Source organism: Nocardia carnea (assembly GCF_029869215.1).
Taxonomy (GTDB): Bacteria; Actinomycetota; Actinomycetes; order Mycobacteriales; family Mycobacteriaceae; genus Nocardia; species Nocardia carnea_B.
In genome coordinates, this window is record NZ_JARWPM010000056.1 from 1 (window position 1) to 12621 (window position 12621).

Annotated in this window: 12 protein-coding genes; 7 read left to right on the forward strand and 5 right to left on the reverse strand. The window is 67.7% G+C overall.

What is annotated here, in order from left to right:
• The first annotated feature begins 150 nt into the window (after window positions 1–150).
• Window positions 151–1275, forward strand: a complete 1125-nt coding sequence (locus QH276_RS02265) for an RNA polymerase sigma factor (RefSeq protein WP_280406579.1) — start codon at window positions 151–153, stop codon at window positions 1273–1275.
• Window positions 1276–1312: 37 nt separating this feature from the next.
• On the opposite strand, the gene QH276_RS02270 is transcribed toward QH276_RS02265, so the two are convergent.
• The gene (locus tag QH276_RS02270; RefSeq protein ID WP_280401104.1) at window positions 1313–3481 is read right to left on the reverse strand and encodes an elongation factor G-like protein EF-G2; all 2169 of its coding nucleotides are present in this window, start codon (window positions 3479–3481) and stop codon (window positions 1313–1315) included.
• Between the two features lie 264 nt (window positions 3482–3745).
• Here QH276_RS02270 and QH276_RS02275 point away from each other — a divergent pair, with 264 nt between their 5' ends.
• Window positions 3746–4189, forward strand: a complete 444-nt coding sequence (locus tag QH276_RS02275; RefSeq protein WP_280401103.1) for an MmpS family transport accessory protein — start codon at window positions 3746–3748, stop codon at window positions 4187–4189.
• A gap of 55 nt (window positions 4190–4244) precedes the next feature.
• Here the strand turns inward: QH276_RS02275 and QH276_RS02280 are convergent, their stop codons facing one another.
• From QH276_RS02280 to QH276_RS02295, 4 genes are read right to left on the reverse strand one after another with little or no spacing between them, the layout of a single operon-like run.
• Window positions 4245–5762 (reverse strand): acyl-CoA synthetase, encoded by a 1518-nt coding sequence (locus QH276_RS02280; RefSeq protein ID WP_280401102.1) that lies wholly within the window; start codon window positions 5760–5762, stop codon window positions 4245–4247.
• Window positions 5763–5822: 60 nt separating this feature from the next.
• Window positions 5823–6287: a p-hydroxycinnamoyl-CoA hydratase gene (gene couM / locus QH276_RS02285; RefSeq protein WP_280401101.1), complete on the reverse strand. Its 465-nt coding sequence runs from the start codon at window positions 6285–6287 to the stop codon at window positions 5823–5825.
• Between the two features lie 29 nt (window positions 6288–6316).
• On the reverse strand, window positions 6317–7210 hold the full coding sequence (couO, locus tag QH276_RS02290; protein WP_280401100.1) for a 4-hydroxyphenyl-beta-ketoacyl-CoA hydrolase: 894 nt from the start codon (window positions 7208–7210) through the stop codon (window positions 6317–6319).
• 6 nt (window positions 7211–7216) lie between these two features.
• Window positions 7217–8128, reverse strand: coding sequence for an SDR family NAD(P)-dependent oxidoreductase (locus QH276_RS02295; protein WP_280401099.1), 912 nt, complete (start codon window positions 8126–8128; stop codon window positions 7217–7219).
• A 179-nt stretch (window positions 8129–8307) separates the two neighbouring features.
• On the opposite strand from QH276_RS02295, the gene QH276_RS02300 reads away from it, so the two are divergent.
• From QH276_RS02300 to QH276_RS02320, 5 genes are all read left to right on the forward strand, one after another.
• The gene (locus QH276_RS02300) at window positions 8308–8745 is read left to right on the forward strand and encodes a MarR family winged helix-turn-helix transcriptional regulator (protein WP_280401098.1); all 438 of its coding nucleotides are present in this window, start codon (window positions 8308–8310) and stop codon (window positions 8743–8745) included.
• A 94-nt stretch (window positions 8746–8839) separates the two neighbouring features.
• A complete protein-coding gene (locus QH276_RS02305) occupies window positions 8840–9691 on the forward strand; it encodes a PaaX family transcriptional regulator (RefSeq protein WP_280401097.1) in 852 nt (283 codons plus the stop codon).
• A gap of 130 nt (window positions 9692–9821) precedes the next feature.
• Window positions 9822–10739 carry a transporter substrate-binding domain-containing protein gene (locus QH276_RS02310; protein ID WP_280401096.1) on the forward strand — a complete coding sequence of 306 codons (918 nt, stop codon included), beginning with the start codon at window positions 9822–9824 and terminating at the stop codon, window positions 10737–10739.
• Between the two features lie 46 nt (window positions 10740–10785).
• Window positions 10786–11721 (forward strand): amino acid ABC transporter permease, encoded by a 936-nt coding sequence (locus QH276_RS02315; protein ID WP_280401095.1) that lies wholly within the window; start codon window positions 10786–10788, stop codon window positions 11719–11721.
• Window positions 11722–11776: 55 nt separating this feature from the next.
• The gene (locus QH276_RS02320) at window positions 11777–12601 is read left to right on the forward strand and encodes an amino acid ABC transporter ATP-binding protein (protein WP_280401094.1); all 825 of its coding nucleotides are present in this window, start codon (window positions 11777–11779) and stop codon (window positions 12599–12601) included.
• The last annotated feature ends 20 nt before the right edge of the window (window positions 12602–12621 follow it).

Here is a 12621-nt window from a genome sequence, read left to right on the forward strand (position 1 = left end):
GGCCATCACCGCGCACCCGCGGGTCCGGCGGGCCATTGCGCTGGCGGTGGGGGAGCGCGCCCGGGCGCGGCTGGTGGGCGTGGGGGGACCGGGACTTACCGCGGGTCTGGCGGGCGTCCTCGCCGCCCGGGGCCCCGCGGGGTGGGGGGGGTGCTCCCGGGGGCAAACCGCCCCCCATTCCCGGTTTCCCGCGGGCGCGCCCCCCTCGACGACCGCTACGCCGCCCTCGCCCGTGAGCTCGGCGAGGGCGGTGTGGCCGCGGGCAGCGATCCGGCGCAGGCTCGGCCGGCGGGCGAGGAACTCTGGGACCCCGACCGAATCGACGACGATGTGCTCGCCCTGATGTTCATCTCCTGCCATCCTGTGTTGTCCCCGGAAGCGCGGGTGGCGCTGACGCTGCGGGTGGTGGGCGGCCTGACCAGCGACGAGATCGCTCGCGCGTTCCTGGTCCCGACGGCGACCGTGCAGGCACGGATCACCCGGGCGAAGAAAACCCTGGCCGCCGCCCGGGTGCCGTTCGAGGTCCCGCCCGCGGCCGAGCGGTCCGCGCGGCTGGTCTCGGTGTTGCGAGTGGTGTACGTGATCTTCACCGAGGGGTCGTCGGCCAGTTCGGGCAGCGATCTGATCCGCGTCGATATGGCGGCCGAAGCGCAGCGTCTGGCCCGGGTGCTGACCAGGCTGGTCCCGGAGGAACCGGAGGTGCACAGCCTGCTCGCGCTGCTGGAACTGACCGCCGCCCGTTTCCCCGCCCGCACCGGCGAAGACGGCGCGCCCGTACTGCTGGAAAACCAGGATCGGCGCCGCTGGGACCGCAGCGCGATCGGCCGGGGACGCGCCGCACTGGCCCACGCCGGGAAGGCCGGACGCGGGCTGGGCTTCTACGGTTTGCAGGCGGCGATCGCGGAATGTCACGCGGTGGCGCCGTCGGTCGCCGGCACCGACTGGGGCCGCATCGTGCTGCTCTACGAGGCGCTCGGCCGGTTGGCGCCCTCCCCGGTGGTCGAGGTGAACCGGGCGGTGGCGGTATCGATGGCCGAAGGCCCGGCCGCCGCCCTGCGGATCGTCGACGATCTGGCCGCCGCCGACGCGCTGCCGAATTCCCATCTGTTACCGAGCGTGCGCGGGGAACTGCTCGTCCGACTCGGCCGCCCGGCGGAGGCACGCACCGAACTGGAACGCGCTGTGTCCCGGTGCGGTAACGCCCGCGAGCGGGCGGTGCTCGAAGACAAGCTCCGCCTTCTCGACCCACCGCTCTACGGGCCGGATCCCCGCTGACGGGTCTCGGGCCGGCCGGGGCCGTCCGGGGGCCGGGTCAGCCGGAGCCGACCGGAGTGCCGGCCCGGACCCGTTCCGCCACCTGGCCGGGTATGCGGTCGTGGCGCAGGTACTGCCGGGTGAAATGCGCGATGCCGTGCGTGAGCGAGCGCAGGTCCACCGCGTAGCGGGCGAGTTCGACCTCGGGCACCTCGGCGCGGATCACCGTCCGCCCCGCGTCGGCCGGTTCGGTGCCCAGGATGCGGGCCCGGCGCACCGACAGATCGCTCAGCGCCGCCCCCAGATGTTCGTCCGGGACCCGGACCGTCACGTCCGCGATGGGTTCGAGGAGATCGATCCGGCCCTGCGCCGCCGCGTCGCGCAGGGCCAGCGCCCCGGCGGTCTGGAACGCGGCATCGGAGGAGTCGACCGAATGCGCCTTACCGTCGACCAGTGTCACCCGCACATCGACCAGCGGATACTCGGTTGTCACCCCGCGCGCGGCCTGTGCCCGCACACCCTTTTCCACCGAACCGACGAACTGCCGCGGGACCGCCCCGCCGATCACCTTGTCCACGAATTCGATCCCGGAACCCTCCGGCGCCGGTTCGACCTCGATCCGGCAGACCGCGTACTGCCCGTGCCCGCCGGACTGTTTCACATGACGGCCCAGCCCGGAAGCCTTGCCCGCGAACGTCTCCCGCAGCGCGACCCGGTACTCCTCGATATCCACCGTCACCCCGAACCGGCTGCGCAACCGTTCCAGCGCCACATCCCGCTGCGCCTCCCCGAGCGACCACAGCACCAACTGCCCGGTGTGCTCGTCGTTCTGCACCCGCAGCGCCGGATCCTCCGCGACCAGCCGGGCCAGGCTCTGCGAGAGTTTGTCCTCGTCGGCCTTGCTGTGCGCGCGAACGGCCGTGGGCAGCAGCGGGTCCGGCATCCGCCACGGTTCGATCAGCAGAGGAGAACCGGGGCCCGAGAGCGTATCCCCGGTTTCGGCATGCCCGAGTTTGGTCACGTAGGCGATATCCCCGGCGACGGCTTCGTCGAGGGGTCGCTGTTCGCGCCCGAACGGCGCGGTGACACCGCCGATCCGTTCGTCCGCCTCGTGGTCGGCGCCGAGGCCGTGCCCGCAGATGTGCACGGTGTCGTCGGCGTGCAGTGTCCCGGAGAACACCCGGACCAGCGATACCCGGCCCACGTACGGGTCCGCGGAGGTACGGATGACCTCGGCCGCGAGATCACCTGCCGGATCGCAGCGCAACGCGACCGGCCGGGCACCGTCCGCCGGGCGCGCGGCGGAGATCGCGTGCTCGGCGGGTGTCGGGAACCCGGCGGTGACCAGGTCCAGCAGTTCGACGGTGCCCAGACCCTGCCGCCCGTCGTCGGCGGCCGGCGCCGCGAACAGCACCGGATGGAAACTGCCGCGGGCCACGGCCCGTTCCAGATCGGCCACCAGCGTGCTGAGCTCGAGCTCGTCCCCGTTCAGATACCGATCCATGAGGGTTTCGTCCTCGCTCTCGGCGATGATGCCTTCGATGAGCCGGTTGCGGGCCGTTTCGACGAGCGCCGTATCGTCCGGGGAGCCCGGTACCCAGCGCCGCTCACCGGTCGAATAGTCGGCCACCCGCTGTTCGAGCAGTTCCACCAGTCCGGTGGCCGGCCGGTGCCCGTCGGCGCCGGCGGGCCCGTACACCGGCAGGTGCAGCGGCAGCACATTCTCCGCCGAACTCGCGCCGAGCAGTGCCTGACAGGTCTGGGTCATCTCCTCGAAATCCGCGCGCGCCGTATCCAGATGGGTCAGCACGATGGCCCGCGGCATCCCGACGCTCGCGCATTCCTCCCACAGCGCCCGGGACACCCCGCCGACTCCCTCCACACCGTCGGCCGCCGAGACGACGAACAGCGCGGCATCGGCCGCGCGCAACCCGGCCCGCAGTTCACCGACGAAATCGGCGTAACCGGGCGTATCGATCAGATTGACCTTCACCCCGCCCCACCGCACGGGGACCACCGACAACTGCACCGACCGGTGCCGCCGCTGCTCGATCTCGTCGTAATCCGACAACGAGGTGCCGTCCTCGACCCGGCCCGCCCGGTTCACCGCGCCGCAGGCCAGGGCCAATGCGTCGACAAGTGTGGTCTTTCCGGCTCCGCTACCCCCGACCAGCACCACATTCCGGATATCCACCGGCCGGGGCGCCCCGTTCGCTCTGTCCACCATGACTCACCGTCCTCGGGAATCGGCACGCGGTTGTGAAAATCTTCCCACTCGGACGCGCCCGGGTCCACGGCCCGGGCGCCGGGGCCGGGCGGGCGGCCCGGCCACCCCGCACCCGGCGTGCAGGCGGTGCAAGATCGGCGCAGGGACGGTTCGGCGGGTCAGACACCGGTTATGAGCTGGATAAATAGCGGTGTAACATCACTTGCGGAAATTGTGATCTACCTCCCGATGGCGCCGAGGTGCGTCCCGAGCAGAGGAGGTACATTGACATATCCTTCCGGCGAGCAGCAGGGCTACTATCCGCCACGGAAGAAACCGAGATGGCCGTGGATCGCCGGTGGGATCGTATTGGTTTCCGTTCTCGTGATCGGCGGTTGTGTCGCGGTCTTCTCGAACCAGGTGGGCGACGAACAAGTAGACACCGGCGTCACGGTGACCTACCGGGTGGACGGCACCGCCCCCGCGGCTTCGGTCACCTACCTGGGCACCGACCTCGGCATGGCACGGGAAACCGCGGTCGCGCTCCCGTGGAGCAAGGATGTGTCCATCCAGGGATGGGGCAAAATAGTCTCCCTGACCGCGAACAACGGCCCCGACGGCGGCGATATCACCTGCCGGATCCTGGTCGGTGGCAAAGTGATGTCCGAACAGACCTCCAGCGGCCCGTACGCCTCGGCCAGTTGTTCCGGCGACGCGGGGGAGCAGTAGCCGGAGACCCGGTCGCCCACACGAAACCGGCGGTTACCCCGCCACGGCTGCGGGCTCACCCGTGGCGGCGCCGCAGTTCGTCCTTGCGGATCTTGCCGGTCGCATTGCGCGGGATCTCGTCGAGAACCACCATGGATTTCGGGATCTTGTACTTGGCCAGCCGGGGGGTCAGGAATTCGACCAGTTGCTCGTAGGTCGGGGTGTCGTCCGGACCGAACGTGACGGCGACGCGCCCGACCTCACCCCATATCGGATCCGGTACCGCGAACACCGCGCAGCTCTCGATTCCGGGCATCTCGAGGATCACGGACTCGACCTCCGCCGGATAGATGTTCTCGCCGCCGGAGATGATCATGTCCTTCAGCCGGTCGACGATGCGGACGAAGCCCTCGTCGTCGGCCACCCCGATATCACCGGACCGGAACCAGCCGTCCTCGGTGAACGCGGCAGCGGTGGCGTCCGGGTTGTTCCAATACTCCCGCATGAGGTTGGGACCGCTGATCTGGATCTCGCCGCGTTCGCCCACGCGGACCGGCCGGTTCTCCGCGTCGACGATGCGGACATCGGTGAAAAAATGCGGAACCCCCGCCGTGCCGAGTTTGCGCTCGGCGTTGTCGGCGGTGAGCACCAGTGTGCTCGGCCCCGCTTCGGTGAGGCCGTAACCCTGGCACATCGTGACACCCCGGCCGGCGTAGGCACGTAGCGTGCGCGGCGGTACCGGGGCGGCGCCGACCAGGATCCGGCGCAACGCGGACAGATCGGTCCGCGCCCACTGTTCGTGCGCACTCATCTGATCGAGCATGGTCGGCACCGCGAACGCGTAGGTCACCTGCTCGCGGTGCATCGTCGCGAGTACTCGCCCGGCATCGAAACCGGAGTCGATGATCACCTGCCCGCCGGCGAGGAGTGTCGGCAGCGCGACCATATCGAGCGCCGCGGTGTGGAACAGCGGTGCGTAGACGAGGGCGATCTCGTCGCTGTGCAGGTCGAGATCTATCACCGCGTTCAGGACCGCGAAAACGATATTGCCGTGGGTGAGTACGACACCTTTGGGCCGGCCTGTGGTGCCGGAGGTGTACATGATGAAACAGGGGTCGTCGTGACCGACCGCCTCGTCGAGACGGTCACCGGCGGACCGCGCGATCAGATCTTCGTACCCCTCGGCCGCCGGGTCCGAACCGTTCAGCCGCACCCGGTGCGCCACCTCCGCCGCGTGTGCGGCCCGCACGGCGATATCGGCGAGTTCCGCGGAATGGATCAGTACGGTGGCGCCGGAGTCCCGGAGCGCATACTCCACTTCGCCGGCCGACAAGCGGGCATTGAGCGGGACGAAAATCGCGCCGAGCAGCCCGCAGGCGAACAGTGCTTCGAGATAGGCCGGGTGATTCGCACTGAACAGGGCGATACGATCGCCGCGCCGAATCCCCATGGCGCGCAACCCGTGCGCCAGGTGCGTAACCCGCTGATCGAGGTCACGGTAGGTCGTCGAATTCCCGCCGAAGGTGATTGCGGTTTTGTCCGGGGACAGCCGGGCGCGGCGCAGCGGCCAGGAACCGGTGCCGTGGTTGCGCATGGGACTCCTTCGTTTCCGGGTGATCGACCCGAGTGTGACAGGACCGGATGTGGGCTCGGGCTACTCGAAGAAGCGGTAGACGGCCTCGGCGACCACTGCCGGGCGTTCGGCACCGTCCAGCTCGATCCGGGCGCCGACGGTCACCTGAACCCCGCCCTTCGGCAACTCTTCCGCTTTCTGCAGCGTGGCATTCAAACGGACGCGGCCGCCGGCGGGAACGGGATTGGTGAAGCGGACCTTGTTCAGGCCGTAGTTGACCGCCATGGTCACACTGTCGACCGTCAGCACCTCGTCCCACATCGGGATGATCAGCGACAGGGTCAGATAACCGTGCGCGATCGGCCCGCCGAACGGGCTCTCGGCTTTCGCGCGTTCGGGATCGACATGGATCCACTGGTGATCGCCGGTGGCGTCGGCGAAGGTAGCGATCCGATGCTGCGGGATCTCGATCCAGGAACTGGTGCCGAGGGACTGGCCTTCGAGCGCGACGAGGTCGGCCAATGTGGCCACATGGGTGGTGGTCATGGTGTTCTCCAGCGTGAGTGTTCGGGAAGTCAGCGGGTGATACCGAGGGCGCGCAAGGCGTTCTCTTTGAAGATCAGCGGTTCGACCTCGGGCTTGATCTCGAGGTTCGCGAAATCGTTCATCCAGCGGTCGACCTGGATGACGGGGAAATCGGAGCCGAACAGGACCTTGGACCGCAGCATCGTGTTCGCGGCCCGGACCAGCTGCGGCGGAAAATATTTCGGTGACCACCCGGACAGGTCGATGTAGACGTTGGCCTTGTGCGTGGCGATCGCGATCTGCGCGTCCACCCAGGGCACCGCGGGATGCGCCAGGATCAGCGTCAACTCGGGAAAATCGGCGGCGACGTCGTCGAGCAGCATCGGATCGGAATAGCGGAGTTTGATGCCGTGCCCGCCGGGCAGTCCCGCGCCTATGCCGGTCTGCCCGGTGTGGAAGATCGCGGGCACACCGGCTTCGGCGAGCGCCTCGTAGAGCGGGTAGAAGGCCCGGTCGTTCGGCTCGAACGCCTGCATGCTCGGGTGGAATTTGAATCCGCGTACACCGAACTCGTCGACGAGCTGGTGGATCCGGCGCACCGCCGCCTTCCCTTGCCAGGGATCGACGGAGCCGAACGGGATGAGTACATCGTTGTGTTCGGCGGCTTTCTCGGCGATCTCCTCGACCGAGTTCGGCGCGTGCCCGCTGCCCGCGGCGGCATCCACGGTGAACACCACCGCGGCCATATTGCGTTCGCGGTAGTGGCCCGCGATCGAGTCGATGGTGGGGGTGCGTTCCTCGCCGGATTTGAAGTATTTCTCCGAGGCGGCCATCAGGTCGTCGTCGAGGGACCGATGTCCGCAGCCGTCGATTTCGACGTGGGTGTGGATATCGAGGGCTCTGATTGCGTCGAAGTCGATACCGTATTCGTAACGGGTGGTCATCGCGGATCACTTTCCGCCGGTCAGTTCGGCGGGGAACTCCTCGCCGACCGACTCGCGGTACTCGGCCAGGGCCGGCCAGGCGGCGGCGAGATCTGCGGCGCCCCAGCCCTCGTCGTGGTAGGTGATCGCGCTGAGTGCGGGATGGGTCCAGAAGGCGACGCGGTCGCCGCCGATGGCGAAGGCCTGGCCGGTGATCTCGGCGGCCTCGTCGCTCGCCAGGAAGGTGACTATTCCCGCGGCGTCGCCGGTGGTCCCCATACCGATATCACGGCGGATCAGCGGCGGCAGGGCACCCGTCTGTTTCATCTCCTCGATATAGGGCCGGAACAGCGGGATGGTCTCGGTCATCGCGGTGACCGCGACCGGGCAGACGGCATTGGCGGTGACACCCGCGCGCTGGAGTTCCATCGCCCAGGTGCGGACCATGCCGACAATGCCGGCTTTGGCGCCGGAGTAGTTGGTCTGCCCGAAGTTCCCGCGCTGGCCGGCGGGTGACCCGACGCAGATGAGGCGACCGCCCTCGCCTTGTTCGCGGAACCGGAGCACGGCTTCGCGGGCGCAGGTGAAGGTGCCGCGCAGATGCACGGAGATCACGTCGTCGAAGGCTTCGTCGCTCATCTTCCAGAGCACCGTGTCGCGCAGGATTCCGGCATTGGTGACCATGATGTCGAGCCGGCCGAACTCCTCGACCGCGGTGGCGACCAGCCGCTGTGCGGTCTCCGTGGGGCCGACCGGTGCGACGACGGAGACCGCCCGGCCGCCGGCTTCCTCGATCTCGGCAACGGCTTTATCGGCGGTCTCGGCGTTCACATCGTTGACGACGACCGCCGCACCGTGCCGGGCGAGATCTTTGGCGTAGGCCAGGCCGAGGCCCTGTCCGCTGCCCGTGACTACGGCGACCTTGGTGCTGAGATCCACTGCGTGCTCCTTCGGATTGTGGTGCCGATAACAAGGAAACATCTATAGTTGAAAAAGTCAATTATTGATTCCTGCTAGCCTATGTCAGCTATCGCCGCAGGCTGCGGCGCAGCTGCGCTCCGGCGCTTTGGCTGCTGCGGCCCCTGCTGCCCGCGTGTTGCCGCTGCCGAGGAGGCCCGATGAACCAGTCGCAAGGTGTCCGGTTGATGGACGACCTCGGATTCCTGCTGTCGCGGGCGGGCGGTCTGGTGGCGGGGGCGGTGAACAAGGCGCTGGTTCCACTCGGGTTGAAGGTGCGTCTTTACTCGGTGCTGGTGCTCGCCGGCGAGAACCCGGCGGGAGTGAACCAGCGGGCGGTGGCGCTCACGATGGGGCTCGACCCCAGTCAGATCGTCGCGCTGGTCGATGATCTCGAAGGCCGGGGCCTGGTCGAGCGGATCGCCGACCGGGCCGATCGGCGCAACAAGCTGATCGTGACGACCGAGGCCGGGAACCGGTTGCTCGACGAGGCGCGCGCCCTGGTGGCGGAGGCCCACCGGAAGTGCTTCGGTGAATTGCCGGAACAGGCGCTCGACGATCTGCGCGAGGCGCTGCGGGTTCTGGTGTCGGCGGGCTAGAGTCCGGTTCGACGCCGGCTTGCCGGAGTGCCCGGTCCCCGGGGATGGGATGTTTCGCTACCGCCGGCATCACGGCGTGTATATGGTCATATTCATGACGCATGCAGAAATTGTGCCTAACGACCTTGCGTCGTCGGTGAAACCACAGAGCGTTCTGTTCACGGTCTTGGGCCGCTATGTCCTCGATCGTGACATGGTGGTGAGCACGACCAGTCTGATCGATGTCCTGGCCTCGATCGGTATCGGCGAGCACGCCACCCGCTCGACCCTCAATCGCATGGCCAAACGGGGACTGCTCACCCGGCATCGGGCCGGCCGCAACGCCTATGTCGCACTCACCCCCCGGCTCACCGAGATCCTGCGCGACGGTCATATCCGGATCTGGCGCACCGGTGCCGTGGAGGCGAACTGGGACGGTTCGTGGACCATGCTGACCTTCACCTTCCCGGAATCGTGGCAACGTCAGCGGCATGATCTACGGGCCCGGCTGCAGTGGGCGGGTTTCGGGTCGATCCAGGGTGGACTGTGGATCGCGCCCGCCGGCGCCGACGTTCGCGAGGTTCTGCGGGGTGTCGAGGGTGCCGACCGGGTGCGCGTGTTCCGCAGCCGGGCCGACGCCGAGACCGATATCCCGGGGATGCTGCACGACGCCTGGGATATCGCCGGGATCTCTGCCCTGTACAGCGATTTCATCGAACGCTGGAGTGACCCGGAGCGGACGCGCTCGCACAGTGTGCTCGGCGTGCAGTTGCTGCTGGTGACGGAATGGCTCGAGGTGATCCGCCAGGACCCACGCTTGCCGCTGGAGCATCTACCCGCCCCGTGGCCCGCGGCCCCGGCTCAGCGGTTGTTCCACGACCTGCACGACCGGCTGGACGCCGTGGCCCGGGGCGAGGCCGCGCAGCGGCTGGATCTCCGGTCGCCGGAATCCCTACCGCGCCGCTAACATTCGTCATTTTGTTGACGGGAGAACAAAATAGAGCTAATGTTGGCCAGGTCACATCGGATGCTCGGCGGCGCTCGTCCACTGGCCCGAATCGTGCACATTCCATTCGGCCCATCACGTGAGGGATTCGATGAGCTTCACTCGTACCAAGGCGTTTGCCGCCGCCGTCGCGTTATCTGTTCTGGCTCTCGCCGGCTGTACGTCGATCGACGAGAAGACCGCGCAATCCGAACAACTGTCCGGCCCGGGCGAGAACGCCGGTGTGCTGTACGACCAGCTGCCGCAGGCCATCAAGGACAAGGGTGAGATCGTCTTCGTCGGGGATTCACATCCGCCGTACCGCACCGTCGGGCCCGACGGGCAGACGGTGACCGGTATGGATCCCGATATCCAGCAGGCACTGTCCGGGGTGCTGGGCATCCCGATCCGGATGGAGGTCTCCAGCGGGCTTCCGGCCATGCTGTCGGGGATGCTGTCCGGCCGGTACGACGCGTTCAACGGTCCGGTCAAGGCCACACCGCAACGTCTGGCCGAATTCGACGGAGTGCAGTGGCTGACCAGCCGGACGTCCTATCTGCTGCCCATCAACGGTGGTATCGGCGCGCAGAGCACCGCCGATCTGTGCGGCACCCGGACCGCGGGCGTGATCGGGTCGATCACCGAGGAGCAAGCCGCCAAACTCTCCGGCTGGTGTGAGAGCCACGGCAAACAGCGCCTCGAATTCGTCGGCCTCGCCGATACCAACGCCACCCTGCTGGCCGTCCAGTCCGGCCGTGCCGATTCCGCCGCGCTGACCCAGAGCGGTGCCATCGATACCGCCGCTGCCCAGCCGAATACCTGGCGTGCCGTCGCCCAGACCGAGGAGCAGGGCGCCCGCGCCGATCAGCTGGTGCTGCTCTCACCCAAGGCCAACGGGTTGGGGCCGGTTTTCTACGAGGCCTTCAAGCTGCTGTTCTCCGGCGGGCAATACGCCGAGCTGGTCGAGAAGTGGAATCTCGCGGATATCGCGATCCCCGAGCCGGTGCTGAACCCCACCGCGACAGCGTGACCTGCGACCGGCCGGCCGTCCCATGTTCGACAAACGAGGAAACGCGATGACCGCATCCCTGACCGAGCGGCCGTCGGCGACCGTCGGCGCCGCCGCCGACGATGTCTCCGCAGCCCGACCCCGCCTGCGACCACTGCGGTGGATCATCTCGGTGATCCTGCTGGTACTGGCCGCGCAGCTGGTCAATTTCGTGGTGACCAACGAACGGTTCGGCTGGGATATCGTCTGGGGCTATCTCTTCTACCCGACGGTGCTGAAGGGCCTGGGCATGTCGGTGTTCATCACCGTGGTCGGGATGGTCGTGGGCTCGCTGCTCGGGGTGGCGCTCGCCGCCGGCCAGAACAGCGATTTCTGGCCGGTACGCCTGGTGTGCCAGGGGTATGTCGGCATTTTCCGCGGTATTCCGCCGCTGGTCCAGCTGATCTTCTGGTTCAACCTCGCCTATCTCCTGCCGCAGGTGTCGATCGGTATCCCCTTCGGCCCGACCTTCGCCTCCTGGTCGTCGACCGAGCTGATCAGCCCGCTCACCGCCGCGCTGATCGGGTTGAGCCTGCACGAGGCCGCGTATATGTCGGAGATCATCCGTTCCGGCATCGGCGCTGTCGACGCCGGCCAACGCGACGCGGCGATGGCCATGGGTTTCAGCCGTTGGCGGACATTCTCACGGATCATCCTGCCGCAGGCGATGCGGGTGATCGTCCCGCCCACCGGCAACCAGTTCATCTCACTGCTCAAAGGGACCTCGCTGGTCTCGGTGATCGCCATGACCGACCTGCTGTTCTCGGTACAGCTGATCTACAACCGCACATATCAGGTGGTGCCGTTGCTGATCGTGGCCTGCCTCTGGTACCTGGCCGTCGTCACGCTGCTCACGTTCTTCCAGCGCCGGCTCGAACGCCGCTACGGCCGCGGTGAGCGCCGCGACCGCAGCGCCGACTCCAGCTGGCGCCGTGCACTGGGCCGGGGAAGGAAGTCGCTGTGATGCGCCGGTATTTCCATCGCCACCGACCGCATGTACTGCCCTCGAAGGAGGTTCAATGACCGAGCAGACCACTACGCCGGTGGTGCGGGTGTCGAATCTGCGCAAGGTTTATCACGGCCGGCCGGCACTGGACGGTGTGGATCTCACTGTCGCCGAAGGCGAGGTCGTCGTCGTGCTCGGCCCGTCCGGGTCGGGTAAGTCCACGCTGGTGCGGTGTATCGACCAGCTGGAGAAGATCGACGGCGGCGCGATCTACCTCGACGGTGAACTCCTGGGATTCGCGCACAAACACGGCGCCCTGCGACCGCTGTCGGCCGACGATATCGCCAAGCAGCGGCGCCGGATGGGCATGGTCTTCCAGCAGTTCAACCTGTTCCCGCATTGGACGGTGCTGCGCAATATCACCGAGGCCGCGGTGGCGGTGCACGGAATGTCCAAGGACGCCGCGCGAGAACGGGCCGAAAGCCTGCTCGAGAAGGTCGGTCTGCCGGACAAGGCGCAGGCCTATCCCCGGCAGCTCTCCGGCGGCCAGCAGCAGCGCGTCGCGATCGCCCGGTCGGTGGCCACCCGGCCGCGGGTGCTGCTGTTCGACGAACCCACCAGCGCCCTGGATCCCGAACTGGTCGAAGAGGTGCTCACCGTGATCAAGGATCTCGCCCGCTCCGGCCTGACCATGATCGTGGTGACCCACGAAATGGAATTCGCCCGCCAGGTCGCCGACCGGTGCGTGTTCATGGTCGACGGAAGGATCGTCGAACAGAACACCACCGCGGAGTTCTTCGGGAACCCGCAGACCGATCGGCTGCAACGGTTCCTCAGCCGGTTCAACGAATCCCGCAAGGGCGCCCGGGATCAGGAACTGATGGCGGAAAACCGGTGACGCGATACCTCCGCCGCCGA